General features: G+C 57.3%; 20 protein-coding genes. 2 read left to right on the top strand and 18 right to left on the bottom strand.

Going from position 1 to position 26,064, the window contains the following annotated elements:
- Positions 1–76: 76 nt before the first annotated feature.
- The 18 genes from ACQR3R_RS15725 to yaaA form a co-directional block, all read right to left on the bottom strand.
- Positions 77–475 (bottom strand): hypothetical protein, encoded by a 399-nt coding sequence (locus ACQR3R_RS15725; RefSeq protein WP_428273198.1) that lies wholly within the window; start codon positions 473–475, stop codon positions 77–79.
- Positions 476–1,126, bottom strand: coding sequence for a retron system putative HNH endonuclease (locus tag ACQR3R_RS15720; RefSeq protein WP_428273197.1), 651 nt, complete (start codon positions 1,124–1,126; stop codon positions 476–478).
- Positions 1,119–2,474 carry an AAA family ATPase gene (locus tag ACQR3R_RS15715; RefSeq protein ID WP_428273196.1) on the bottom strand — a complete coding sequence of 452 codons (1,356 nt, stop codon included), beginning with the start codon at positions 2,472–2,474 and terminating at the stop codon, positions 1,119–1,121. The genes ACQR3R_RS15720 and ACQR3R_RS15715 overlap by 8 nt, the downstream gene beginning before the upstream one ends.
- A gap of 87 nt (positions 2,475–2,561) precedes the next feature.
- On the bottom strand, positions 2,562–3,386 hold the full coding sequence (locus tag ACQR3R_RS15710; RefSeq protein ID WP_428273195.1) for an SDR family oxidoreductase: 825 nt from the start codon (positions 3,384–3,386) through the stop codon (positions 2,562–2,564).
- Positions 3,387–3,419: 33 nt separating this feature from the next.
- Entirely contained in the window at positions 3,420–3,884 is a 465-nt protein-coding gene (locus tag ACQR3R_RS15705) for a hypothetical protein (RefSeq protein WP_428273194.1), read from the bottom strand.
- A gap of 250 nt (positions 3,885–4,134) precedes the next feature.
- Positions 4,135–5,586, bottom strand: a complete 1,452-nt coding sequence (locus ACQR3R_RS15700; RefSeq protein WP_428273193.1) for a mannose-1-phosphate guanylyltransferase/mannose-6-phosphate isomerase — start codon at positions 5,584–5,586, stop codon at positions 4,135–4,137.
- A gap of 189 nt (positions 5,587–5,775) precedes the next feature.
- Positions 5,776–6,432, bottom strand: a complete 657-nt coding sequence (locus tag ACQR3R_RS15695; RefSeq protein ID WP_428273192.1) for an alginate O-acetyltransferase AlgF — start codon at positions 6,430–6,432, stop codon at positions 5,776–5,778.
- A 14-nt stretch (positions 6,433–6,446) separates the two neighbouring features.
- Entirely contained in the window at positions 6,447–7,622 is a 1,176-nt protein-coding gene (locus tag ACQR3R_RS15690) for an alginate O-acetyltransferase AlgX-related protein (RefSeq protein WP_428273191.1), read from the bottom strand.
- A gap of 11 nt (positions 7,623–7,633) precedes the next feature.
- Entirely contained in the window at positions 7,634–9,199 is a 1,566-nt protein-coding gene (locus ACQR3R_RS15685; protein WP_428273190.1) for an MBOAT family O-acyltransferase, read from the bottom strand.
- A 211-nt stretch (positions 9,200–9,410) separates the two neighbouring features.
- Positions 9,411–10,535 carry a mannuronate-specific alginate lyase gene (locus ACQR3R_RS15680; RefSeq protein ID WP_428273189.1) on the bottom strand — a complete coding sequence of 375 codons (1,125 nt, stop codon included), beginning with the start codon at positions 10,533–10,535 and terminating at the stop codon, positions 9,411–9,413.
- A 20-nt stretch (positions 10,536–10,555) separates the two neighbouring features.
- The gene (locus tag ACQR3R_RS15675) at positions 10,556–12,004 is read right to left on the bottom strand and encodes an alginate O-acetyltransferase AlgX-related protein (protein ID WP_428273188.1); all 1,449 of its coding nucleotides are present in this window, start codon (positions 12,002–12,004) and stop codon (positions 10,556–10,558) included.
- A gap of 10 nt (positions 12,005–12,014) precedes the next feature.
- The gene (gene algG, locus ACQR3R_RS15670) at positions 12,015–13,592 is read right to left on the bottom strand and encodes a mannuronan 5-epimerase AlgG (protein WP_428273187.1); all 1,578 of its coding nucleotides are present in this window, start codon (positions 13,590–13,592) and stop codon (positions 12,015–12,017) included.
- A gap of 26 nt (positions 13,593–13,618) precedes the next feature.
- Positions 13,619–15,106, bottom strand: a complete 1,488-nt coding sequence (locus tag ACQR3R_RS15665) for an alginate export family protein (protein WP_428273186.1) — start codon at positions 15,104–15,106, stop codon at positions 13,619–13,621.
- The gene (algK, locus tag ACQR3R_RS15660; RefSeq protein ID WP_428273185.1) at positions 15,103–16,620 is read right to left on the bottom strand and encodes an alginate biosynthesis TPR repeat lipoprotein AlgK; all 1,518 of its coding nucleotides are present in this window, start codon (positions 16,618–16,620) and stop codon (positions 15,103–15,105) included. Before algK ends, ACQR3R_RS15665 begins: the two co-directional genes overlap by 4 nt.
- A gap of 9 nt (positions 16,621–16,629) precedes the next feature.
- Positions 16,630–17,799 (bottom strand): PilZ domain-containing protein, encoded by a 1,170-nt coding sequence (locus ACQR3R_RS15655; protein WP_428273184.1) that lies wholly within the window; start codon positions 17,797–17,799, stop codon positions 16,630–16,632.
- 36 nt (positions 17,800–17,835) lie between these two features.
- Entirely contained in the window at positions 17,836–19,317 is a 1,482-nt protein-coding gene (gene alg8 / locus ACQR3R_RS15650; protein ID WP_428273183.1) for a mannuronan synthase, read from the bottom strand.
- A 151-nt stretch (positions 19,318–19,468) separates the two neighbouring features.
- On the bottom strand, positions 19,469–20,785 hold the full coding sequence (locus ACQR3R_RS15645) for a nucleotide sugar dehydrogenase (RefSeq protein WP_428273182.1): 1,317 nt from the start codon (positions 20,783–20,785) through the stop codon (positions 19,469–19,471).
- Between the two features lie 813 nt (positions 20,786–21,598).
- A complete protein-coding gene (yaaA, locus tag ACQR3R_RS15640) occupies positions 21,599–22,378 on the bottom strand; it encodes a peroxide stress protein YaaA (protein WP_428273181.1) in 780 nt (259 codons plus the stop codon).
- Between the two features lie 261 nt (positions 22,379–22,639).
- Here yaaA and ACQR3R_RS15635 point away from each other — a divergent pair, with 261 nt between their 5' ends.
- Together ACQR3R_RS15635 and ACQR3R_RS15630 are read left to right on the top strand one after the other, a co-directional pair.
- On the top strand, positions 22,640–23,764 hold the full coding sequence (locus tag ACQR3R_RS15635; protein WP_428273180.1) for a polysaccharide deacetylase family protein: 1,125 nt from the start codon (positions 22,640–22,642) through the stop codon (positions 23,762–23,764).
- A gap of 337 nt (positions 23,765–24,101) precedes the next feature.
- Entirely contained in the window at positions 24,102–25,496 is a 1,395-nt protein-coding gene (locus ACQR3R_RS15630) for a PhoH family protein (RefSeq protein ID WP_428273179.1), read from the top strand.
- The last annotated feature ends 568 nt before the right edge of the window (positions 25,497–26,064 follow it).

Genomic DNA, 26,064 nt, shown 5'->3' with positions numbered 1-26,064 from the left:
GCGTCATGCAAAAATAACGTGCGCACTGAAGATCAAATGTGGGAGCGGGCTTGCTCGCGAAGGTAGCGCCTCGGTCTTAATCCTTGCAAAAAGTCTCGTGCAAATGCCGCCAGATTATTTTGCCGTCTACCTGCTGTTCAAACACGACGGTGGAGCGCCGATCAGTCTTCAAACCGCTCGCTTCGCGCTGTTGCTCGCGGTAACTGACGGTCGCGCCACCGTCGTGTAGCGCAATGCCTTGGAACTCGCCAAGTTCAATCCTGAACCCGAGCTTCTTGCCGCCAGCCATCTGAAACAATTCGCTCAACGCGTCGAAATCCAGCACCCGACCCAACGGCGATACCATGGAAAACTGCGGTGAAAATCGCGCGAGTAGTCGCGTAAGTTCGGCCGGGTCTCGCTCTTCCGCCAGCCATTGCTCGATGGCCACGTGGGCCTGGATCACTTCATCAAAATAGTCGGTGTAGTCGGTCATTTAATTTTCCCGAGAGGCGCTGGGTTGCAGGTTCTGACGTAAGACGTTGACAAGAACCGGTGCAAAGGGAAGCAATCGATTGTGTCTGTCAGGTTGTTGCAACTCTTCAAGCAGTAGTGTCAGGACTTCTTCACTTTCGAGCGTGAGCCCCGACGGGTCGATACTGTGTGTAAAAAGAAGCGACTCAATCATCGTCTTGCGGGCATTGTACAGCGCCAGATTGTTTGCACGTGTATCACCGAGGTTGAGCACTTTTATAGCAGTGTCTGCTCTGGGAGTAAGACCTTTCACTGCACCGGAAAGGAAGAACTTAAACTCGGTTTCGCATTCATCCATCAGGGCTGTCAGCGGCAGAGCCCTAGACTTGTGAGCAGCGCCGCACTGGTCCGGATGATTGCAACTGGCAACAATGTTGGAGAAGTCGAGGGTGCGGGCAGGGGCCAAACTTTGCGAGTCTACGTGCTCGTTATGTGCAGAATCGATGGTGATGGCATGACAGCAGTAAGCACACAGTCCCGACTGCTCTTCGATACAGGCTGCCCGGATAGCCCGCCTTTGTTCGTGGGGGAGTTCGTTGTAGCGTTTTCCAGAGTTGCTGCGTATCCAGTGATCGAATGATTCGGGTTGCCGTCCTTTTTGAATCTTACGCACTACGCAGCTCCATTTTGCGAATCAACAACGCAGCCTTGGCCAATTCAATGTGACCGGATGGCAGTTCGCTGGACAGTTCTTCAAACAGCGCTTTGGCCTCGTTCAGCTTATTGCCATGCAGTAAATCGAGCAGTAGATCAAGACGTCCTTGAACGTCGCTGTTACGCACTTCGGTATTCATGACGCTCATCAGAACCTGATTTGCATCCAGCCCATACAAGCCGTTTTGTTCCTTCAATTGGCCCTCGTCGAGGACGTAGCACAGGACATTTTTTGTGTCGCTGATAACCAATGGCGAGTGCGTGGTGAGGATGAACTGACATTGTGGGAACGTTTCGGTCAACTGATGAATCAAGCGACGCTGCCATTGAGGATGCAAGTGCATGTCGACTTCATCTATCAACACCACTCCGTTCCCCATCAACGGATTATCCAATCCCGGATTCATCATCGCGAGTCGGCGCGCTATATCACCTACCAGCGCCATCATCGACTTTTCACCTTGCGACAGTTGAGCGACGTTGAGGGTTTGTCCACCTTTGTCGATCGCCATGAGCAATCGAGGTTTGCGCTGTACGCGAAGGTTGTCGAAACCAGGCATGAATGTCGAAATGGCCGTTCGCACGGCGTTCAACTGCTTGTCTCGAGATGAAGCAACCATGCGCTCAATTTCTCGTATGACTTTTTTGTCCGGGTTCGCGATAGCTTTCTTGATGTCACTTAGCAGTACGCTTGATACGCCAGACTCGTTCTCGATATCTTCGCGCTGCCTGAACCACTCGAAGAAACGCTTGAAATCAACTCCTTGCCCCAGTGCGTTTTCGTACCCCTCTAATTGATTGAAATCAGTGCGTGAGGTCAACTCCAGAGGGATGTCGAGTACTGATCGTTCTACCGGGTAGTAAACGATCAAGGGTAACGAGGCGTCGACTTCAACGAGTGATAACATTTCGCCGTAACAGCGGGCCAGATCCGAAGCCCCCAATAAGGTGCCTTTATCTAACGTAATGTGGCCTGGGCGTGATCGAACTACTGTCCAGCTGAAGTCTTGTTCGTGAGGCAGATTAAAATAATCAGGCTCGTGAATATCGATGGTAATTGACGCGCTGTTGGCGGCAGTGTTGATGTTGTCCTGATCAATCAGCACGCCTTTGCTGTGCTGTGAACGAATTCTGGCCACCAACCAACTTAGCGATGTCGCCAATGATTTTAGAATCGTTGTTTTACCGCAGCCGTTATTACCGACAAACACCGTTACTTTCGAGGCGTGTGTGTCTGTGGGTGCAAAGGCAACTACCAGATCGGTAAAAGGACCGACATCACTCAGTCGGATTTTCTTGATTTCCATCACGTTGCCCTTTTGGGGTCAGTCGGTTGATTCGAAGTCGTGGATTATGGCATCACCTCAGCGATTTATCAGGTGCAGTGGCGCCGCTTACAGCCGCTGCGTCAACCCGAACCGCTTCATCAGCCCCATTTCCAACAACCCTTTGGGCAATAACGCCGCCAACAAGGGCAATGCCCGGCAGCCATTGCCCAGGCGAATCAGGCGCGGCGGTTTGGTGTGCTGCACCGCTTTGAGCACATCTGCGGCGAGTTCAGTGGCCGGGGTCGGGTTGTCCTGGGAGGCTTTTGCCCGCGCTCGAATGCCTTCGCGCAGTGGCCACCAAGGCGATTGCTCGGTAATCAACTGTTCGGCTTGCTGTCCGGCATTCCTGGCGAAACTGGACGCGATAGCCCCGGGCTGCACTTCCATGACGCGGATACCAAACGGCGCCAACTCCATGCGCAACGCATCGCTCAGCGCATGCACTGCCGCTTTGGAAGCGCAATAAGCGCCGGCGAATGGGGTCACCAATACCCCGGAAACACTGCCGATGTTCACCACCAACCCTTTGGATTGGCGCAGCAACGCAAACATCGCTCGCGTGACGCCGACAATGGCGAACACATTGGTTTCGAACTGACGTTGCATGGCTGATACGCCGCCATCCAGTAGCGGGCCCATCGCGCCATATCCGGCGTTGTTGATCAGCACGTCGAGACCGCCATGCTGTTGGCTGATCTGCGCGCTTAACTGTTCGAGCGCAGGGCCATCGTTGACATCCAGTTGCACGGCGGTGAAACCGGCGGCCGCCAGTGCGGCGACATCTTCAACCTTGCGAGCGCTGGCCCAGACCTGGTAACCGGCACCTTTGAACGCATCGGCCAAGGCACGGCCAATGCCGCTGGAACAACCGGTAATCAACGCAACGGGCATGGCGCGGTCCTTGTGCAAAAGAGGAATGGGGGATCAGTCGGAGAAACTACCCTGCAAACGCTCTGCGCGAAACTCCAGGGTTTGCGGGCGATAACCGGGGCGCAGCGGCGGCAGTGGCAAACAGTCTTCCCAATTGGCGCCGGGTTGAAGTTCTCCAGGGCCGCGATAACGCGGTGCGGTGTATTGATTGTCGGCAAGGTTAACCGTGTCGCCCGGTGCGTACGCTGCGACACGCCAGCGCAGCTCGGTCAGCGGCACGTCGTTGCCGTTGTTCATCTTCAACTGTAGCGGGCGATCAGCCGGGCATTCTTGCGGCATATAGGCAATGCGCAGCTCCAGGCGCTCCAGTTGTTTGGCCTCGCGACTGTCCATCCAGATCACCCAGGTGGCCACCACCGCCAATCCCACGGCGGCCGCCAATGAGACCGGCAAGGCCTTGGTGGGGTATCGCAGCAACAGGATTAACCAGGTAATGACCAGCAGGATGCCGATGAACATGACGCGAAACCTCGGGGAGAGAGAAGGTCATCCTACCTAAGCGTAGATGAGGTGGCGATGGGCATGTGGTGGCGCCTTCGCGAGCGGGCTCGCGCCCACAGGCAATGCATTTCAACAGTGGGAGCGAGCCTGCTCGCGATGGGGCCGGCCAAGGCAACCAAAGCCTGGATCCAAAGAAAAGCCCCCGACCAACCCACTGCGGATGGGGATCGCAATGGAATCGACGAGGGCTTTTTGTTGGGTTGAACGCTTACTGAGCGATGGTTTTCACCGACACGCCACGCTCGATCGGTGTCGACCGGCCGTAGATATCTTCAAAGCGCTCGATGTCGTCCTCACCCAAATAGCTACCCGATTGCACTTCGATGATCTCGAGTGGAATCTTGCCCGGGTTGCGCAACCGGTGAACCGAAGCAATCGGAATGTAAGTCGATTGGTTTTCGCACAGCAGGAACACGTTGTCGTCGCAGGTCACTTCAGCCGTGCCGCTGACGACAATCCAGTGTTCGGCGCGGTGGTGGTGCATTTGCAGCGACAGGCACGCGCCCGGTTTGACCGAGATGTGCTTGACCTGGAAACGGCCGCCCATGTCTACCGAGTCGTAGGAGCCCCACGGGCGATAGACTTCGCAGTGGTTCTGGGTTTCGCTGCGGCCCTGCTCGTTGAGGGTGTTGACCATTTGTTTGACGCCTTGGACCTTGTCCTTGTGGGCGATCATCATGGCGTCCTTGGTTTCGACGACCACGATGTTTTCCAGGCCGATCACCGACACCAATTTGCCGTTGCCGTGAATCATGCAGTTCTTGCTGTCCTGAATGACCACATCGCCTTTGGTGACGTTGCCGTTTTCATCTTTCGCATTCACTTCCCACAGCGACGACCAGCAGCCGACGTCGCTCCAGCCGGCACTTAATGGCACGACGCAGGCGCGTTGGGTTTTTTCCATTACCGAGTAGTCGATGGAATTGTCCGGGCAGCAGGCGAAGGTGGACTCATCGAAAATGATGGTGTCGGCATCCTGTTCGCTGCGTTCCAGGGTCAGCAGGCACGTGTCGTAAATGTCCGGATCGTGCTTTTTCAGTTCTTCGAGGAAGCGGCTGGCGCGGAACAGGAACATGCCGCTGTTCCAGAAATAGCCGCCGGACTGGACGAACTCGGTGGCGCGTTTCACGTCTGGCTTTTCAACGAAATGCGATACACGGCTGACGCCTTCCGGCAGCAGCGAGTCGTTGGTCGACTTGATGTAGCCGTAGCCGGTTTCCGGTTTGGTGGCCGGTACGCCGAACAACACCATTTCGCCGTTTTCAGCCGCCACGGTGGCCAGTGCCAGTGCGCGTTGCAGGGCTTTCTGGTCATCCAGCACGTGGTCGGCCGGCAGCACCAGCATCAACTCGTCGCGACCTTCATTGATCAGCATCATCGCGGTCAACGCGACTGCCGGTGCAGTGTTGCGACCGAACGGTTCCATCAGGATGCGCTGCACGTCCAGTTTGCGGGCGCTCAGTTGTTCGTTGACGATGAAACGGTGATCTTTGTTGCAGACCACAATCGGGGTGTCCATGCCTTCGAATACCAGGCGTTCCAGGGTCTGCTGGAACAGCGTGTGTTCGCCAGTCAGGGCCAGGAATTGTTTAGGGAATTGCTTACGCGAAAGCGGCCAAAGACGTGAGCCGCTACCACCTGACAAGATCACCGGAATCATGTTGTTACTCCTTTAAAATCGAATGGGTCAGAGCTACTGCGTTCTGTCGTTTCACTCTTGTTTTTGTTTCGTAGCCCAACTGACACCTCGGTCCCTTATAGGAGCCTGGCTCGCCAGCGAAGGCGGTCTCAAGGGCCTCTTCGCCGGCAAGCCGGGCTCCTACAGGGGCGGGTCAACCGGACAAATGTGTTAGCGCGTCGAGACCGGGCGTTTTACCCAGACTGGCGACAGGTTGCTTCCGGTGCCGGTGACGTATAGCACGGCGGCTTCGCCACGTTCCAGAGCGACTGGTTTCACGTCGCCGACCTTCGTTGCACCGTCATACAGTGCCAGGCTGACTTTCACTGGATTGATTTCACGCTCGCCGCGACCTTTTGCGGCCACGCTTGGAACCACTTCGGTTTTGCCGTCAGCGGTTTTCAGGGTCAGCGACTTATCGCTGAGGTTCTGTACGCGAACCAGGGATTTTTGTTTGTTCTTGAACGGCGGTTCTTCAATCAGCTGCGGAGCGCCACTGGCGTTGTTGACCAGGGTGTAATAGTGATCGCCCGCCAGTTTTACCGGCAGGCTCTGGCTGCCGACCTTGGCGCTGTAATCGCCGCCGGGCATGAAGCTGAAGTCACTGCTGGACAGCGGCGCAACGTCGCTCAAATTGGTGGTGCCGACGGTGGCGCTGACTTCAGCGTTACCGGCGTTGTAGACGCGCACAAAGCTTGAGCCCTTGGGTGCGGTAGGGCCATAGAGCGCGGCGTCACCACCGGCGAACGCATTCATGGAAAGCACGCTGAAGGTCGCTGCCATTGCAATAGTCTTGGCGAGACGACGAGGAGTAGTAGTGAAAGTCATGGTGTACCTCTCTTTCAGTTTTGCGCCCGGTCGGGCGTCTCGGATTTTGTGTTTACGGCTACGTTTTGTTGGCGAGCGCCGGCTTGCTTAAGCTCTGCGACCCACTTTGGGTCGGCGTCGCCGATTTCGTTGTTTACAGGCAGATATCGTTCAGGAAACTCCCAGATCAACACCTGTGGCGGGCTGTTCTTGAAGGCCTCGCTTTCCAGGTAACTGAGCATTGGCAGAATCGGTCCGTGGCCATCTTCGGCGTAATTCACCACGTCGCTGTGCAGGGCTTGTTTCAGCGCACCGACGAAGTTCCAGTTAGGGTTGGCGCTGTAGCTGGTACCAATCAGGGCCACCGGCACTTCGGTGTTGGCGAACAGGGCGTCGTCACCTGCTGGTTGGTCGTCCGCCGCCACGGTGTTGCGCTTTTGCAGTGGTTCTTGCGGCGGCATCATGTTTTCAAACAGTGGGTCCAGCGGCAGGAACAACCGCAGGTCACCCTTGTGGCTGACATTCTCTGCCGCAGTGGTGACGAAGCGTTGTGGCTCGCCGCTGAGCGGAAACTTGTCGGCGATGGTTTTAGCCAGGGTTTCGGCGGCGATCTGTGCGCCTTCCGGAGTCCAGTGGGTGTCGGTGCGCAGGAACACTTGTTGACCGTTTTGCTTGGCCTTTTGCAGCGGGCCGAGCAGGTCCGGGGCAAGGATCTTGTCGGCCGCAACCCGCGCATGGAAGTCCTGGTAAAGGTTGGCGTGAATGCTCGAAGGCTTCACTTCACCCAGATGTTCCGGGTACAGGCGAGTCTTGGCCGGCACAATCGCCATCACCAATTTGATGCCTTTGGCTTTCAGGGTCTGGCGCACGCCTTCAACCAGCGCGTAGTTGCCTTGCAGGTTCAGCTCTTCGTTGACGATCGGGTTGAACTCTTCATCGCTGAACAGCCATTGATCGCGCCCCAGCACTACGCCCGGACGGCCTTCGTTGAACAGTTTGAAATCCAGCGCAGCCCACAGGTTGGTGCCCAGGCGCTTGATAGGAAACTCGGCGTCGTAGTGGGTCTCCACCGCTTTGGTCCAGCGACCGTTCAGCACCGTCGCGTCTGCGTGGGTGTTAAAGCCGAAAAAGCTGCGCGTCGACCACAGGCCCAGTGCCAACAAGGTCACCAGGAACAGGGCGATGTACACAATGCGTAATGAGCGGGTCATGGTCAGATCCCTCAGAACTGGAAGTAAAGGAACGGCGAGAAGCTTTGCGCCGAGAGTTTGAAAATGGAGGCGATGAACAACAGCAGGATCAAGCCGCGCATCACGTAGCGCGACCAGTCAGCGGTCCAGTAGGCCGGTTGCACGGTGGCTTCAACGCCAACGGTGTAGCCAGGCTCGTGGATGCTGGCCGGGTTGTCGCCCGGCACCGCTTTGATCATTCCAGGCGTTGCAGTCGCGGGGCCATCGGCCTCGACGTTTACCGCAGGAGTGGTCTTGAGCGGCGGACGGTTGCTGTAGAAATCACGGATACCGAAGAACGCCAGGGTTGCGTACGCCACCACCAGCGTCGCGACTTGCAGGCCGGTGAGACTGGCCTGATTGAGTTCCGACAACGACCATTCGCCGAAGCTGAACATCGCGCCGTACATGCGACCGGCAACGTGCAGGTTCTCTGAGCGGAAGATCACCCAGCCCATCACCACCAGCAGGAATGTCAGCGCCCAGCGGATCGGGTTGATGCTGCGTGGCGAAGTGTTCAAGCCCAGCGCTTTTTCGATCGCCAGCCACATGCCGTGCCAGGCGCCCCAAACGATGTAAGTGATGTTCGCGCCGTGCCACAGACCGCCCAGCAGCATGGTCAGGAACAGGTTGCGATAGGTCATCAGCGTGCCTTTACGGTTACCGCCGAGGGTGATGTACAGGTAGTCACGCAACCAGGTGGACAGGCTGATGTGCCAGCGGCGCCAGAACTCGGTGATCGACTGGCTGATGTACGGCTGCTTGAAGTTTTCCATGAAGCGGAAACCCATCATCAAGCCCAGGCCGATGGCCATGTCGCTGTAACCGGAGAAGTCGAAATACAGTTGCGCGGTGTAGGCCAGCGCGCCGAGCCAGGCGTCACCGGTGGTCGGGTTTTGCAAGGCGAAGCAATGGTCCGCCACCACCGCGAGGGTGTCGGCGATAAAAACCTTTTTGATGAAACCCTGCATGAATCGCGTGCAGCCCTCGGAAAATTTATCGAGGGTGTGCGTGCGGTTATTGAACTGGTCGGCCAGGTCGCGAAAGCGCAATACCGGGCCGGCAATCAGGTGCGGGAAGATCGCAACGAAGGCCGCAAAGTCGATCAGGTTGCGCGTTGCCGGAGTGTCACCACGGTAAACGTCGATGATGTAACTGATGGACTCGAAGATGTAGAACGAGATACCGATCGGCAACAACACGTGGGTGAGGATAAACGGCGACAGTCCGACCGAGGTCATCATCGCGTTGATGCTGTCGACGCCGAAGTTGGCGTACTTGAAGTAGCCCAGAATGCACAAGTCAACGGCTACGCCGAGCAGCAGCCAGCGCTGTGCCGGTTTGGTGCGCACGCCTGCTGCGCCGACTTTAAGGCCAATCCAGTAGTTCCACAGCGTAACGGCTGCGAACAGCGCAAGAAAGTCCACGCGCCACCAGGCATAGAACACATAACTGGCGAGCAATAGCAGCAGGTTGCGATAGCGTATTCCGCTTAAGTAATACAAGCCGAGAAAGATCGGCAAGAATAAAAACAGGAACACGTTGGATGAAAATACCATCCCGGTCTCTCCACTTTAACCAACAGTCAAGGGCCAACGGCCACCCCAAACCCCCACCGAAAACTGGGGGGGAAAACACTCAACACTTGCCTGACACTGATCCCTGTGGGAGCGAGCCTGCTCGCGATTGCAATCTGACATTCAGCATCAATGTCGACTGACACTCAGTCATCGCGAGCAGGCTCGCTCCCACATGGGTACTGCAGTGTTCCTAAGAGCCTTTGTTGCCTTTTTCATTGGCCGGGTCGTAGACCTTGGTCAGGTCACCCCCGAGGCGGAACGTCTTGAAGGGCTGCATCTTGTGCTTCTGTTCCAGCACATCGGCCGGGCAGGTGTAGAGCGAGCAGAACGGTTCGAGCCAGGCGAATTTCGAGTCGACTTTAAGGTCGGTCATGTCCTGTTCTTTTCCGTTCTTCTTCTCGAATTCGTCCGGGTCTTTAACCCCGGCCAGCACTCGATCACCCAGGCGTTTCAGCGCGCCGTTGTTTTCCTGACGCAAATCCACACCGTTGACCTGAGCAAAACTGGCGATCATCGCCAGTGGCGGCAGCGCATAGTTGTGATAGGCGAGGGCGCGTTGTTGGCGTTTGAGTTCGTTAGGCAGGAAGCCTTGCGCGTCGACTTGATTGGCGCCGACCTTGTATTCCTTCACGGCCCAGTCAAACAGGTCGCGGCGGTTAGTGGCGACGGATGTTGCCATCACCGACCAGGCTGCCCAATACGAATGGTTGTTGGTTTTTTCCAGCGGCAGGTTGTCCCAGTCGCTGACCACCTGATCCGCCATTTTGCTGAACCAGGCTTCGATCAACTGTGATTCCTGCTGATGGTTCGCCAACGGATGCGAGTCGGAGAACTTCAAGCGGATATAGGACGATGCCATGCTGCCCAGCGCCCATTTGCGCATGGACTTGCCGGTGTGGTTGAAGTCCTTGGACATCAAGGCATCAGACTTGGCCCATGCGGTCAGCCAGTTGAGCGTGCATTCGAGTTGCTCTGGACGACCATCACGCATGAATTGCATCACGCGCTTGCTGGTGCCGCGTTCCATTTTGGTGATGTCGGCGGTGGTGTCGCGGAAGGCTTTTTCCGATTGCACGTTCAGCGTCGAGCGTGCCTTGTCGGAGCCTTCGTATTTGCTGCGAAATTGCAGCGAGCCGGTGTAAGGCTGCGGCATCGCATCACAGCCTTCGCTGTTGTCGCCGGTTTTCATTTTTTCAATCGGCGCGAAGTAGCCCTGAGGCGGGCGCAATGGCGCGGCGGCCTGAGTGGCGCCAGCGAACATGGCCAGCGTCAGCAGTGAAGGCGCGAGCAGTCTTTTCAAAGTTCGGGTTTGCATGCATGTCATAAGAGGTAGCCTCATTGCCCTGCCTGAGCGGTACGTTGCTCAGCGCCGGGGAACACGTTGCGTTTGCAGATTTTCGCTTCGACTTTTTGCGGCGCGGCACCTGCTTCAGGGCCTTGGACTTCGACCGCCAGCAGATTCTGCGAGGCCCAGTCTTCGTCCGTGCGCAACTCAAAGGCGAAACGCCCGTCGGTGTCGGAGGTTTCCGGTTTTTCGATCTTGATGTCCTCGTGGCGACCGTTCATGTACCAGAGGGTGGCTTGCAGGGTTTTCACCGAGGTATCGGCGAAGCGAATGTCAACCTGGTGACTGCTGTTTTGCAGGTTCAGGTTCTTGCTGTTGACCATCAATTCGTTCTTGCCTGGTTTCAACGTGGTGCTGCCAGTCATCTGTGCATCTTTGCCTTCGCAGCCGTTGTCCAGCAGCGCCATCATCTGGCGGTAGATGGTTTCCTGGTCCAGGCGATAGAGCGGCGAAAATTCCCAGATCAAAATCTTCGGTGGCTTGGTCTGGAACTCTTCGCTGCCCAGGTACTGCAGCATCGAACCTTCCAGGCCACCGCCGGGGAACGCCACGTTGAGGATGTCGGCGCCGATGGCCTCTTCGAGGAACCCGGCGAAGTTGTAGTTCTTACCGCTGTGACTGGTACCGACCAGGGTGATCTCCGGATTTCCCGAGTCACCGAACAAGTCGCCATCGGCTGCTTCGCCTTTTGGTTCGGTGGTGAATTGATCCATGTACTGGATCGCGTAGCTAGTGCCACAGAGTTGACCGGCCATGTTGTGCAATGTTCCGGTCTTGCCCATGCGACCCGACCTGTGGCTCTCGAATTCGCGTTTCGGAATGTCAGCAAATTCAGGCATTTGCTTGATTTTCTCGCCAACGATTTTCGCCGTGCGCTGAGCGCCATATGGCGTCCAGTGCTGGTCGCCGCGGAAGTAGAAGTCGTGCGCGGGCAGGGTATCGGGCAACGACTCGTTGGTCAGCGGCGACAGGTCTGGCACCACGTAACCCATCTGCGCGAAACGACCGAGCATGGTCTTGTAATTCTTCAAAGCCTTGTCGAAATCGAACTTGGCTTTGTCTTCAGGATTGAGTTTGTTGCGGTTCACCAGGCCCCGGGTCGGTTGGTAAACCACCACCAGCTCCACGCCTTTGCTCTTGAACGCATCGTGCAGTTGTTTCATGCGTTTGTAGCCGGCCGGCGAGGTGTCGAATTCGGTGCGCAAGTCTTCCTGGGTACGGAACAGCCAGTCGCCCTGAGCCTGCACCAGCGTGGTGAAGTTCTGCTGATAACGCGTGGTGTAATTCTTCGCGTCATGCGCTTCCGGGCACAGGTTGCAGCACGGATCAGCGGTAAACGTTGGTGCTTGAACCTCGTCCGCACGAACACCGGCGCTGGCGGCAAGAATGCCGGCGGTCAGGGCCGACAGGCTGAGTAATTTGATCAAGTGTGGGGGCATAAAATTATCCTCAGTCCTGCATTTCGGTCTGGCGTTCGACAGGGTCGATCAGCACGGCTTTCTGCTGGCGCACCAGCAGGTCGAGAATTTCATCCTGACGCTCACCCAGAATTCCGTTGAAGCTGATGCCGCTGGATTTGGTCGGGGCGAGCATGGACACGCGATACAACTCGACGCTCAATGGCGAATCGATGGACAGCGGGCCGCTACCATTGCCGGCCAGTTCGCCGCCGACGATGATCAACGACACCTGGGCATCGAACGGGTCGAGCTTGATGTCGCGGTCGGTGTCGCTCAGGTCCTTGATGTGGCCGTAAACGCCGGTCAGGCCGTTGGCCATCGACAGGTTTTCGTAAAGGCGGATGTTCACGCTGTTACGAATACGAATGCCGTGGCGACGGTTGCTGATCACCTTGTTGGCGTACAACAAATTGTCGGCACTCTCGTAGAGGGTGATGCCGTCGGTGTGGTTCTTGTAGATCTCGTTGTAGGCAATGATGTTGTTCACACTGTTACGGTCGATCACCAGCCCCGACAGCTTGTTGTCGTAGCTGCGGTTGTTGAAGATGAAGCTGTCGTTGACCTCACGGGAAATAATGATCCCGTGCTTCTTCTTCGTGCCGTGCACCGTGTTGTCGGCGATGATCAAACCGTGGGAACGGTCATGCGGGTCGATGCCGTACACGATGTTGTCTTTGTAGGTGTTGCCCTTGACCACAAAGTCACGGGTTTCATAGCAGTAGAAGCCGTACCACATGTCCGAGAACTCGGAATCGATGATCCAGCCAGTCGGCTCGGGACGCTTCAGTACCTTGGCCATGTTTGGCGTGTACTGCGAAATACTCACCCCGTAGGACTTACTGTTGGCGTAGCCGAAGCTGGCCATTTTGCTGTTGACGATGTACGTCTCGGTGCCGCCCCACGCCAGCAGGAACGGGCGGAATTCCTTGGGCGAGGTGAACGTCGCCGGGCCGTTGGTTTTCTCGCGCCAACCCGTGATTTTCGTGTCGCGCACAAACAGCTGGCCGTCGTTGACCAGGAACGAACCGGCCTCTTGCGACAAGCGCAGCTCTTGGGTTTGCTTGTCGATTTCGAGGATGCCGTGGCGGCCGACCACAATCGGCAACTTCGCCAGGTACACACCCGGCGAGGTTTCGCTGAAGTATTGCTTGGGCAGCTTCTTGGCCAGGTCCTTGAGGTTCATGTAACCGTCGTCGACGAAGATCGCCTGCGGGATGCCGTGTTGACGCACCACCCATTCAGCCATCTTGTTGTCGCCGCCAATGAAATCCTTCAGCGCGTCTTCCTGCATCATTCGGCGCACGCTGATCTTGCCCGGTTTGCTGCGCACGATTTTCGCCGCGGCCGCTTCAGCGGTGTAGCCAGACAGGTCGGGCAATGTCGGCTTGGCCATTTCCAGCGGCGCAGTTGGCGCACTGCTGACGGTGTAGGTTTTGGCCTGTTGCAGTTCCTTGGCCACGGTGACCGGTTTGTTAGCCGGCTCAACGTTGGCGAAGGCTGCCGAACTCGCCAGCAGCATCGCGCCGGCCAGCAGGCTGATCGAGCCTCTTATGGCTTGATGATTCATCTGGGGGACTCCCTTCGCGGTTCGCATCAGAAGCGCCAGATCACGTCGATAAACGCGCGGTGCATGTACGAGTCGACTTGTTTGCCGTAGGCATCGCCCGGTTTGAACACCCCGCCACGAAAGCGCACGAGGGCCGAAGGCTCATCGATCGACTGGCTCAACGCGGCTGGCAACAAGCCTTGCTTGAAGTACTTGGTGACGACCAGGTCCATTTCCTGACCCAGGTCTTTATTGCCATCTTCGAGCGGCAACGAGGTGCTGGAGAGAATCGCGCCGGTTGCATCGTCGGTGTTGTTTTCCACCGCGTTGATGCCGTTGCTGCCAACAGGCTTGTTGCCGTCCACGCGCCAGAACTTGTGGTAGATCAGGCTGGCGTCGTATTCATCGTTGAGCATCCAGGAGCCGAACAATGTAGCGGTTTGCATGTTGTTCATTTCGCCTCGGAACGCCTCACCAAAACGGTGAACCCGCGAGCGAGTACCGGTGTAGTTCGAGCGGTTGCTTTCCAAGCCGTTCTGTTCGTATTCGGCGCTGGCACGGGCATACGCTGCGCCGACTTGCCATTGCGGATCGAGGCGCAGGCGCACACCGACATCGGTTGCCCAGCCATTGAGGTCTTCACCGTGTTTGGCTTCGGCAGGGCGTGTGCCGTCGGCGTTCAGCGGGTTGACCGTATCGGTATCGCCGCTCATGCCGGTGATGCTGCCCCAATAGTTGAGCGTGTTGGTGTTGCGGTAGTTGTAGGCATCGCTGTCGGCAGTCAGGCCGAGCCAGCTGATGTCGCCGTTCTGTTTCTTGTCCAGCGAATCGGCAGGCACGCCAGGTTCGGAATAGTCGAGCTTGCCGTCATCGTGCGTGTGGTGACCGCGAATCCCGACCCAGTTGCCCGGTGTCCACTGATACGCCGCATCGGCGTAAGCGTGCAGGCGATCCTTGTCTTTCGGCGCCAGCTCCTTGAGGTCGGTACGGTATTCGCTGAAACGTTCGGCGACACCGACGTTGGCACGCAACAGGGTGGTGTCGAAGGTCCAGTTCAAGGCTTCGATGTTGGTGTCGCGCCATTGGCCGTCGTCGTTGCGCAGGCGTTGGCGACCGAGCTTCAGCTGCTCGCCCGGGTACGGCGTGAGGCCGCTGTAGCCGATCCAGAACTCACGCATGGCCAAGTAGTTTTTCTTGGTCTTGCGGTCACCGTTATCGGTGGCCTGGGTACCGTCGCTGTCCGAGGCCTGCAAGGTATCGGTTTCGATGATGTCGGTGGACGTCACGGCCTGGCCCATGGCGTAGGCGCTCCACGCGCCGCTTTCGCCGTAGACCCATGGACGCAAGTCGAGGCCGACACCGTTGACGTCGCCACCGGGTGCGGTGCCCAGGTCACGGTCGTCTTCAGACTGGCCGGTGATTTTGACTTCGAGGCCGAAATTCTTGGCGTCGGTCAATGCCGCCAAGGTCGGGCAAGACCACAGCAAAGCGCATGTCAGGCCAATACCGGCCTTGACGAATGGATTCAACTTCATAGGGATTCCTCGCCGTCTTCTTCTTGCAGGGCATGCAGGTCCAGCGTGTTCTGGCTCAAGGCTCCGCGAACGGTCTGTTCTTGTTTCAACAGGCGTTGGGCCTCGGCGAGCTGGGCAGGCGGCAGTTGGGCTTCGAGTGTTTGCGCAAGCTCAGTGGCTTGCGGGGTGTCCTGAGCCTTGGCCAACTGGCTGAAGACATACGCGTTGAGCGGGTTGGGCTTGGTGCCGCGGCCTTGGGAAAACAGTTGAGCGATGGCGAAGTCAGCGCTGTTCTGGCCGTTGCGCGCAGCGGTCAGCAAGTGATCCAGGGCTTTTTGCGAGTAGACCTTGCCCAGGTAGCCGCGACGGTAGATCTGGCCGAGGTAGTAATCGGCGGCGACTTCGCGACCGACCGCTTTCTGGAAATGTTCCTCAGCGACCTTGGCGTCGGCGGGTACCCACTTGCCTTCGTAATAGAGTTTGCCCAACAACAGTTCAGCGCGCGGTTGATCAGCGGCGCGACCGTTGTCCAGGTATTTCATCATCGTGTCGACATCGCCCAGTTCCGGGAAGTCGTACAGCAACTGCGCGAGGCTGACCCAGGAAGCGGGGTAACCCGGAGCGATGCCTTCGAGCAGCGACTGAGCGGTTTTTTCGTCGGTCTTGCCCAAGGTTGCATCGCCCAATACGCGAGCGACGCTGTCTACGCGCTGAGCAGAAACGGTGCCGCGCGCATGAGCCGCTTGCATCTGCTTGATCAGCTCGGCTTGCTGTTCCGGTTTGGCTTGCTTTTGATAAACCGTGGCCAGCTCGACGTAGCAGATGTCGGTGGTGTTCAGCGCCGCTTTGCAGATGCTTTCAACTTCGTCCAGGTGCTGGTCGTAAGTCCCTTGGGTGCGATACAGCAGCACTTGAGCCAGGCCTGCTTCCGGCTTGCCTTCGGCGCGCCATTGGCTGATCTGTTTCTGAGCGTTGATGTTCGGAAAACTGTGCGGGTATTGCAGGTACAGCATGGCCAGCGGAATCAAGGTGTTGCCTTCGCCATTGGCCGAGGCTTTTTTCAGCAGGCCTTCGGCTTCGTGTTGTTCGGCTTCGGTAGAGCCAGGTTTAGCCACCAGCAAGCGACCCAAACGAGCCTGAGCTCGTGGCGACACATCGGCCGCGGCGCGGTAAGTCGCCTCGGCTTGCCTGATCTGCGCCGGGTCGCGGCTGTCGACCTGAATATCAGCCAGGCCTACTTGCGCTTCGCTGTAGCCCAGGTCGGCCAGTTGCTTGTAGTTCTGCTGAGCCAGCGCCGTGTCGCCGCGCTTCAGGGCTTCATTGGCCAAGCGCTGGTCGGGCAGACCGGCGCAACCGGCGAGACTCACTGCCAATGCCAAGGCGCACATCGCACCCCTGTGGGAGCCAGCCTGCTGGCGATTCCGGCAACTCGGTACATCAGACAAACCGCATTGGTCGAGCGCGACCCCGGCCCATCGCGAGCAGGCTCGCTCCCATAGGGATTGCGGTGTTTTGAGGAAAAGAGTCACAGGCATGTCCTCCGCTTACAGGCCAGAAGCCATGGCTTTGTCGATCAGCCAGTTGAGGTTCGGACCACGGTCGCTGTTCACTTCAACCGGGCGACCGGCGAACTTGCTGTCCAGCGGCTCGTCTGGCTGGATCAACACGCGAATGTCGGAAGACAGGTCGGCGCTTTTCAGGCTCGTGCTGCTGACGATTTTGCCGGTGCGGGTTTTGTCTTCGCCAGCAATCTGGAAGTTGACCGAAGTGCCTGGGCGAACGTCGCTGAACTGGCGATACGAGAAGCGCGCTTCAACATTGGCTTCGCTGTTACGCGGCACCAGCGAGAAGATGACGTCGCCCTTGCTGGCGTATTGACCGTTGGCCACCAGTTGCTGCGCCACGGTGCAATCGCACGGCGAGGTCAGGGTGCCGGTCATTTGCTTGCCGAACAGCTCTTCAACCTTGGCCGGTTGCAGTTGATCTTCGTCCAGATGGCCCTTGAGTACATCGAGCATGCTGGTGCTGAACGTGGCGAGCGGGGCGCCTTTGGCCGCGATGCCGTCAGCTTTGATCAGGCTCTGCACGGTGCCGTCACGCGGCATGGTGATGTTCATGCCCGGCACGCTGACCAGGCCAGCCTGTGCGTGGCTGACGAAGTACATGCCGTACACCGATTTGAAAATGAAACCGAACGCCGCCAGGCCGACGAGGAAAATCGCCAGGCTGAACGTCACTGCTCGCAAACGCCCGAACGGGGTCATGCCGTGGCCGCCGTCCTTGACCTTGCGCGCCTTGGTGAAGTTATCGCGCTGCAGCGTGGCCAGCACTTCACCCATGCTGACGATGTCGCCGGCCAGGTGCGAGGTGATCAGGTGACGCAGCGTCGAGATGTCTTGTGGTTCCAGGTTTTGGAACTGGCAACCGGCGCGACCGGTCTGGCGGTCGAAGGAGCGGATTTGCAGCTCCACGTCCATCGCCAGGCCGAGGTTATCGATCACAAATTGCAGGCGAGCCTTGTGCACATCGCCGATTTTCAGCGGCAGCTGACCGGCGTTGAACGCCAGGCCACCTGCCGAGAGGTCGATCACTCGCGCTTCTACCGGAGTCCGGTCAGGACCGAAAAAGCGCAGCTTGGCCGGGATTTTCACCCGGGCGTGTTGGCGCTGGGCTTCGGATTCATGCACTACGTTAGCGTTGACGGCGGTATTCATAGGGGCGATTTCCTGGTTAATTCAATAAGGGGGCGGTCAGACCATCATCAGCAGCACGGCGACAAAAATGCTGCCGGCGGAGAAGGTCATGGTCCGAGACGACCAGGTGTTGAACCAACGTTGAAAGCTGGCGAGATCACGGGTCAATTTGGTGTCTTGGCGAGTCCAGGATTGTTGGTCGAGGCGGAAGAACACGTAGATCTTCACCAGCGCGCCGACGATCTGGTTGTAATAGAGAATCACCGGGTAAGCAGGGCCAATGCGGTGACCGGAACACGACAACAGCAGGGTCAGGATCAGGCGGGTGATGCCGATCCACAGCAGGTAAACCAGGATGAACGCGGTGCCGTATTTGAAGCTGGCGATGATCGCCACGGTCAGGCCCAGCAGGGATGTCCACATCGATACGCGTTGATCGAACAGCACCACCGAGGTGAACAGACCGAGGCGTTTCATCCCAAGGCCCAAGGCGCGTGAGTTCTGGCGCAGGTTGTTGCCGTACCAGCGGAACATCAATTTGCGACTGGCCTTGATGAAGCTCTTTTCCGGTGGATGTTCCACGGTGTGGATCGCGGCATCAGGCACGTAGAAAGTGTCGTAGCCGAGGCGCATCAGGCTGAACCAGCTCGACTTGTCATCACCGGTCAGAAACTTGAAGCGGCCCAGGCGCCAGTGTTGCAGCGAGTCGCTTTCGACGTCGGCGATAAAGTCCGGGTCGGTCACGACACTGGCGCGGAACACTGACATACGGCCGGTCATGGTCAGTACGCGTTTGGACAAAGCCATCGAGCACATGTTGATGTGGCGCTGGGCGAAACGCAGCTTGTGCCACTCGCTCATGATGTAGCCGCCGCGCACTTCGCAGAACTCGTTGGTGGTCAGGCCGCCGACGTTGCCGAACAGCTGGAACCACGGCACGGTCTTGAGCACTACGCCTTCGGCCAGCACGGTGTCGCCATCGATCACTGCAACCACGGCGCGGTCGTCCGGCAAGTGGCGGGAGATGGCGCGAAAACCGTAAGCCAGGCCATCGCGTTTGCCGGTGCCGGGAATGCGCACGAAGTCGAGCTTGACCCGGTCCGGCGGATTCATCCGCGCCCACAGGCTTTTCACCAGTAGCTCATCGGACATTTCAACGATCGAGCAGACCATTGTGGCGGGCAGGCCGCAGTCAATCGCTTCGCGGATCACCGAGCTGTAAACCTGCGCGGTGGTCAACGCGTCGATACGAAAACTGGTGACCATCAAGTACACATGCGAGGGATCTGCCGCTTTACCCAACTTGCGCACTTTGCGCCGAAGGTGCGGATAGACGATGTACAAAAAAATCATGCCGCGCACAAAGTGCGTGGCGCCCATCGAGTAACGCCAGATCCCGATGAAGCCAATCAAAAAGATAAAGTCCTTCGACTCGGAGTCGAACGTGGACGTAGGCAACACCATGGCGATGCCCATCAACAAACTGAGGTAAAACAGCCAACCGGCGGCCTGAAGCAGGCCGTGCTTTAGCCTGTGCATAATCGGAATCCTAAAGTCAGTTACAAGCCCCGCGCCCCTGTAGGCGTGCGGCTTGCCGGCGATGGCGAGATCAAGTACGCCATCGCCGGCAAGCCAGGCTTCTACAGGTGTTTCATCCGCGAAAGCGCGGTGTCAGAGACGGGATTCCGTATTACCAGCAGATGCCTTCGGTGCGACCGCTGACGCTGGTGGCTTTGGACATGAAGCCGACCAGGTCGACCACTTGCTTGCCGTGCGGAGCGTTCTGCGCCAGGGCGCGGAATTTTTCGTCACGGTTGCCGAGGATGATCACGTCGGAGTTGTTGATCACGTCGTCGAAGTCCGAGTTGAGCAAGGACGACACGTGCGGAATCTTCGATTCGATGTAGTCCTTGTTCGCGCCGTGAACACGGGCGTACTCGACGTTGCTGTCGTAGATGCTCAGGTCGTAGCCCTTGCCGATCAGCATTTCTGCCAGATCAACCAGCGGACTTTCGCGCAGGTCGTCGGTGCCGGCCTTGAAGCTCAGGCCCAGCAAGGCGACTTTGCGTTTGTCATGGCTGGAAACGATGTCGAAGGCGTTCTGTACCTGGGACTCGTTACTGCGCATCAGCGAGTTGAGCAGCGGTGCATCGACGTCCAGCGAACCTGCGCGGAAGGTCAGGGCACGCACGTCTTTGGGCAGGCAAGAGCCGCCGAACGCAAAGCCTGGGCGCATGTAGTACTGGGACAGGTTCAGCGTTTTGTCCTGGCAGACCACTTCCATCACTTCGCGACCATCGACACCGACAGCCTTGGCGATGTTGCCGATCTCGTTGGCGAAGGTCACTTTGGTGGCGTGCCACACGTTGCAGGTGTACTTGATCATTTCGGCAACAGCGATGTCCTTGCGGATAATCGGTGCGTCGAGTTCTTCGTACAGTGCTTGCAGTACGTCGCCGGAAGCCTTGTCGAACTCGCCGATAACGGTCATTGGCGGCTGGTCGTAGTCGGCGATCGCGGTGCTTTCACGCAGGAATTCAGGGTTTACCGCGACACCGAAGTCAACGCCTGCTTTTTTGCCGGAGCAGTCTTCGAGGATCGGGATCACTACGTTGGCCACGGTGCCCGGCAGTACGGTGCTGCGAACGACGATGGTGTGACGGGTGGTTTTATCGCGCAGGACAAAACCGATCTCGCGGCACACTGCTTCGATGTAATTCAGTTCCAGGTCGCCGTTCTTCTTGCTGGGCGTACCCACGCAGATCATCGACAGGTCGGTATCGCGAATCGCCTCGGCGAAGTTGGTCGTACCGCGCAGACGACCGGTCTCGATACCTTTCTGCAGAAGTTCGCCCAGGCCCGGCTCAACGATCGGTGATTTACCGGCATTGATCATATCGATCTTGTCTTTGGCGACATCAACGCCAACGACGTCATGGCCCCGTGCAGACAGGCAACCGGCACAGACTGCGCCAACGTAACCCAAACCAAATATGCTGATGCGCATCGCAATTACCTCAGTGTTTATCGAGCCATTAGATGGCCGGAGTTAATGGTGTTCAGCGGTAGTAGTGCACTCAGAAGTGCGACGCACAGGCGCCACAATGCCGTGAGCAGGCAACTAAAGTTTCGAGTGTCTAAATAAGTGCACTCAAGGTGTGCGCAACGAGGCCTTATTGTTATGGCTTGCCCTGTTATGCAGCCTTTCGTCTAATCACACGACGTGGGTGCAATGGTCTTGCGCGCTCAATGTCAGGCGAGAAGCCCGTGGATCAAGCGGTTGAGTGCTCAGGTGAGCACGTTTATAGGGGCGCTGCCTTGGCCTTGTAGGGGATAGTTATGATGCGTTATCTCCTGTCCTTCAAATGTTGCTTACATCAGGGATTAGTCAGCGCAAGTTAATGTGACAACTTCGCTACGTGAATCTCTTATCTGCGTAAGTTATCTCGTACATACACGGTGAGAATCGTTACCGGTGGTATGAGCGACGCATTTGGACATAGTTCCAGCCCGCCCATCGCGAATTATGGAATTTCTTGAAATATTGAGAAAGATGGCACTGCTTTCATATTGATAGCACTTACGGTTTCGCCCTTTATATATAGGGTGATTATCGGCTTAGATAGTTTTGTGCCACTACCGTGAAAATTTTTCAGTGCCACTACTGAAAAAAATCACAAATGTCGAGTGAAAGAATAGTTAGAAATTGAGGTGTTGTTTTTTTGGCGCCAATAACATGGCGAATGTGGCGGGGGATTGTTGGACGATCATGCAAGGCGCACGACGCGAGTTACACGCCGTGCGCGCACAAAAGGTGCAATTACTCCGGGGCGTGATCACGCAGGAACACAAAATTATCCGGTTTAGAGAGTTCGGCGCTGAATCGATAGCCTTGAACATCGAATTGCTTGAGGTGTTTCGGGTCCTTGATGCGTTCTTCAATGACGAAACGGCTCATCATGCCGCGCGCCTTTTTTGCGTAGAAACTGATGATTTTGTACTGGCCGTTTTTCAGGTCCTTGAAATCGGCATTGATGATGCGCGCGTTCAATGCGCTGCGTTTGACCGCCGAAAAGTACTCGTTGGACGCCAGGTTCAACAGCACATCATCGCCTTGCTCGACCAGCGCTTCGTTGAGCCATTCGCTGATGCGCGTGCCCCAGAACGCATACAAGTCCTTGCCACGGGCATTTGCCAGTTTGGTGCCCATTTCCAGGCGATACGGTTGCATCAGGTCCAATGGGCGCAACAAGCCATATAAGCCGGACAGCATGCGCAAATGTTGTTGGGCGTAATCAAAATCGGCTTCGCTGAAGGTTTGCGCGTTGAGCCCGGTATAAACATCGCCCTTGAAGGCGAGCAAGGCCTGCTTGGCGTTTTGCGGTGTGAACGCCGGCGTCCAGCTGCCGAAACGCGCGGCGTTCAGACCGCCAATCTTGTCGGAGACGTGCATCAGCTCGCTGATTTGCGCCGGCGTCAGGTCGCGCAACTGCATGATCAACTCCTGGGAGTGGTCCAGGTATTGCGGTTGAGTAAAGCGCTGGGTCGCCGGCGGTGTTTCGTAATCGAGGGTCTTGGCGGGGGAAATCACCATCAGCATGAAGTCGTCTCCTTTAATCGTGGGGGCGATTCTAGGGGGTTGGGCCGGTTGACTCCAGCTATCAAGTTCATAGGTGATCGGTGGCAATCCACAAACTTGTGGGAGCGAGCCTGCTCGCGATCACGGCGGCATTGTCGACATACATGTCGCCTGAAACGCCGCATCGCGAGCAGGCTCGCTCCCACAGTGGTTCGCGTGGCTGCAGGAATATCGGCAGGATCAGCTATAGTGCCGCGCGGGTTTTGTTATGGAGACATCCCATTGCGTATCGTTTTTCTATTCTCTGCCTTGCTGTTGAGTTTCGGCGCCTTGGCGGCACCGGGTGATGTAGCGACGCTTGATCGCGGCACATGGCCTGAACAGCTCAATACCCCGACCCTGTTCGACGTTGCCTCGCGGGCCGAGATTTTGATGTTTGCCCGCGTGTTGCTGGCCAGCGAATCGTTAGACGAAGCAAGCCTGGCTCAGCGCCTGGGCCTGCGGACGATCAATCTGGAGTCGGTCAACCAGTTGCGGCAGCGGATGTGGCAACGTTTGCTGGCCAACTACAACTTCGCCCAGCAGAGTTGCGACCAGGACGCGTCCTTTTGCTTCCTTGTCGAAGACATGGACACTTTGCGTCAGCAAGCGGCGAAATTTCAGGTGAGCGATGACAGCTATTACACCAAATGGGCCGAGCCGAGCCGGTTGTTCCACGCGCAATACTTGGATGAGCAATTGCGCAAGGCTGCGCTGTTCCCGCAAACCAGCAGCGAAGTCGATCGTTTTGGCGACTATGAGCGCAACGGCGACGAGATGCATGACCGGTTGTTTTTACTGACTTTCGACAGCGCCGCCAATGCCGCACCGGACAACACTGCATGGGCCACAGGCTATTTGCGCAAAGCAAACATGAGCGGCACGTTCTTCGTGCTTGGCAAAGACATACAGGCGCGATTGGCCGAAGGCTCCGTCGCCAGCCTGCAGGCGAACTATTCAAAGCAGTGCATCGGCGTGCAAGGCTGGGAGTTTCGCTCGCACAGTCATTGGCAAGACTGGCAGGACTCGGTCAAGCGCAGCGTCGAGCTGGTTAAAAGCAAACTGCCAGAGAATTATGTGCCGTTGTTTCGTCCCCCCGACGGTCAGCGGCGTGCAGACGCTGAGGGCTTTTTCAATACCCAGGGCCTGCACGTGGCGCTGTGGGACATTGACGCGCAAGACGGCGCCGGCAAGCTCAAGGGCAACCAGAGCGCGCAACGCGTGCTGACCCTGATGCTGTTATGGCGTCATGGGGTGATCAACTTCAACGTGAAGCAGGATGCGTTGAAAACAGCGATGCCCTGGCTTGTAACGCAAACAGCGCAAAGCGGGATCGGTTGGGAAGATTGTCAGGACGGCTTTCGCTGAACAGCGCAAAGCCAGCAAACATTGAGCTCGGGGCGTTTTTGGAGGGTATTTCGGTGCAGGCGGACTTCCAACTTTAACGGGGTGATGGCAGTACGCCAAGTGCTATTGGTCACTCTGTAAAATAAACTTCAAAAAAATGACAAAGTGCTTTTTCCTGTCACATGTTTTGGAGTATTACGAAGACAGACCGCCGAAACCTGCAACACAGGTGGCGTCTTCCAAGACCCAGTTTGTGTAGGCAGTTCACTTGAGTCCCCGCAGGTGAATTCGGTGGTCACTTCGAGGCGCAGCACTGTCAAGGTATTGCGTCGAATGGCTCCCACAAAGGTGACCGAGTATGGATGATCACGGACGTAGTTCTTCCTCCAACCAGCCAATCCTTTATGTACTCGATACCAACGTATTGATTCACGATCCAAACGCCCTGCTTAACTTCGAAGAACACCACGTCGCCATCCCGATGACCGTGCTTGAAGAGCTGGACAAGCTCAAGAGCGGGCATCACAGCGTTGCTGCCGAATGCCGTCAGGCGATTCGCCTGATCGACAAGACACTGGGCGATGCCAGCCCGGAAGACGTCGAGCTTGGCGTCCCTATCCAGCGTGGCAAAAGCGGCCCTAAGGGTTTGCTGTCAATTCTGATGAGCAAACGTGCCGAACCGAACATCATTCTTCCTGAGCACCTGAACGACAACATCATCATCAATCAGTTGATTGACCTGCATGCGCGCGATAAGGATTTGCGCCTGGTGCTGGTGACCAAAGACATCAACATGCGCCTCAAGGCTCGGGCCTGCGGAATCGCGTCCGAGGATTACAGCACCGACCAGTTGGTGGACGACGTTTCGTTGCTGCCCAACGGTTATCACAACATGACCGGCTCGTTCTGGGACCGTGTGAGCAAGGTCGAAACGCGTCAGGACCACGGTCGCACCTGGCACCAGGTGCAACTGATCGACAACCTGCCGGCTGTGCACATCAACGAGTTCATCATTGACGAACAGGGTTTTGTCGGCTGGATCAAGGAAATTCAGGTCGATAAGTTGCTGATTCTGGACCTGCACCAAGAACCGCTGCTGCACCAGGAGGCGTGGGGCCTGAAACCGCGCGACATCTACCAAAGCCTGGCGCTGTATGCGCTGCTCGACCCGGATATCCACTTGGTGAACCTGTCGGGAGCGGCCGGTTCCGGTAAAACCATTCTGGCGCTGGCGGCTGCAATCGAGCAGACCATGGTCAGCAAGCGCTACCGGCGCATCATCGCCACCCGCAGTGTGCAGGGCCTGGACCAGGAAATTGGTTTCCTGCCCGGCACCGAAGCAGAAAAAATGGAGCCTTGGCTGGGGGCCATCACCGACAACCTCGAAGCCTTGCACATGGATGATGAAAACACCCATGGCAGCGTCGACTACATCCTCAGCAAAGTGCCGTTGCAGTTCAAATCCCTCAACTACATCCGGGGTCGCAGCTTCCAGCAAAGCCTGATTTTGATCGACGAATGCCAGAACCTCACGCCGCACCAGATGAAAACCATCATCACCCGTGCCGGCGCCGGTTCTAAAGTGGTGTGCCTGGGCAACCTGGCGCAGATCGACACCCCTTACCTGTCCGCGACCAGTTCCGGGCTGACGTACCTGACCGAACGCTTCAAGGATTTCCCGAACGGCGTACACATCACCCTGCAAGGCGTACCGCGCTCGATTCTGGCCGAATACGCCGAATCGCATTTGTAACAACCTCACCCAAACCGGGCGACCTCAAAATCGCCCGGTTTTTTATGCGCAACCCAAAACCCCTGTGGGAGCTAGCCTGCTCGCGATGAGGCCCGCCCATCGAACAAGGATTTCTGGCAGACCGAGGTGTGGCCATCGCTGGCAGGCCAGCTCCCACATTGGATCTGGGCAAGACACAGGTTTTGTGAGCAACAAAAATCTACTGTGGGAGCGAGCCTGCTCGCGATCAGGCCCGCCCATTCAACAAGGATTTCTGGCAGACCGAGGTGTGGCCATCGCTGGCAGGCCAGCTCCCACAGGGATCTGGGCAAGGCTCAGGTTTTGTGAAAAACAAAAATCTACTGTGGGAGCGAGGCTGCTGGCGATGAGGCCCGCCCATCGAACAAGGATTTCTGGCAGACCGAGGTGTGGCCATCGCTGGCAGGCCAGCTCCCACATTGGATCTGGGCAAGGCTCAGGTTTTGTGAAAAACAAAAATCTACTGTGGGAGCGAGCCTGCTCGCGATGAGGCCCGCCCATCGAACAAGGATTTCTGGCAGACCGAGGTGTGGCCATCGCTGGCAGGCCA

It is taken from the genome of Gordonia sp. IEGM753 (genome assembly GCF_050321825.1).
GTDB lineage: Bacteria > Pseudomonadota > Gammaproteobacteria > Pseudomonadales > Pseudomonadaceae > Aquipseudomonas.
The sequence above is the reverse complement of the archived record's forward strand: the minus strand, read 5'-3'. Positions and strand labels throughout refer to the sequence as shown.

Coding starts and splice junctions, on each gene's coding strand:
- ACQR3R_RS15725 (WP_428273198.1), bottom strand. CDS start 475: ATGACCGACTACACCGACTATTTTGATGAAGTGATCCAGGCCCACGTG.
- ACQR3R_RS15715 (WP_428273196.1), bottom strand. CDS start 2,474: ATGGAAATCAAGAAAATCCGACTGAGTGATGTCGGTCCTTTTACCGAT.
- ACQR3R_RS15710 (WP_428273195.1), bottom strand. CDS start 3,386: ATGCCCGTTGCGTTGATTACCGGTTGTTCCAGCGGCATTGGCCGTGCC.
- ACQR3R_RS15705 (WP_428273194.1), bottom strand. CDS start 3,884: ATGTTCATCGGCATCCTGCTGGTCATTACCTGGTTAATCCTGTTGCTG.
- ACQR3R_RS15700 (WP_428273193.1), bottom strand. CDS start 5,586: ATGATTCCGGTGATCTTGTCAGGTGGTAGCGGCTCACGTCTTTGGCCG.
- ACQR3R_RS15695 (WP_428273192.1), bottom strand. CDS start 6,432: ATGACTTTCACTACTACTCCTCGTCGTCTCGCCAAGACTATTGCAATG.
- ACQR3R_RS15690 (WP_428273191.1), bottom strand. CDS start 7,622: ATGACCCGCTCATTACGCATTGTGTACATCGCCCTGTTCCTGGTGACC.
- ACQR3R_RS15685 (WP_428273190.1), bottom strand. CDS start 9,199: ATGGTATTTTCATCCAACGTGTTCCTGTTTTTATTCTTGCCGATCTTT.
- ACQR3R_RS15680 (WP_428273189.1), bottom strand. CDS start 10,535: ATGCAAACCCGAACTTTGAAAAGACTGCTCGCGCCTTCACTGCTGACG.
- ACQR3R_RS15675 (WP_428273188.1), bottom strand. CDS start 12,004: ATGCCCCCACACTTGATCAAATTACTCAGCCTGTCGGCCCTGACCGCC.
- algG (WP_428273187.1), bottom strand. CDS start 13,592: ATGAATCATCAAGCCATAAGAGGCTCGATCAGCCTGCTGGCCGGCGCG.
- ACQR3R_RS15665 (WP_428273186.1), bottom strand. CDS start 15,106: ATGAAGTTGAATCCATTCGTCAAGGCCGGTATTGGCCTGACATGCGCT.
- algK (WP_428273185.1), bottom strand. CDS start 16,620: ATGCCTGTGACTCTTTTCCTCAAAACACCGCAATCCCTATGGGAGCGA.
- ACQR3R_RS15655 (WP_428273184.1), bottom strand. CDS start 17,799: ATGAATACCGCCGTCAACGCTAACGTAGTGCATGAATCCGAAGCCCAG.
- alg8 (WP_428273183.1), bottom strand. CDS start 19,317: ATGCACAGGCTAAAGCACGGCCTGCTTCAGGCCGCCGGTTGGCTGTTT.
- ACQR3R_RS15645 (WP_428273182.1), bottom strand. CDS start 20,785: ATGCGCATCAGCATATTTGGTTTGGGTTACGTTGGCGCAGTCTGTGCC.
- yaaA (WP_428273181.1), bottom strand. CDS start 22,378: ATGCTGATGGTGATTTCCCCCGCCAAGACCCTCGATTACGAAACACCG.
- ACQR3R_RS15630 (WP_428273179.1), top strand. CDS start 24,102: ATGGATGATCACGGACGTAGTTCTTCCTCCAACCAGCCAATCCTTTAT.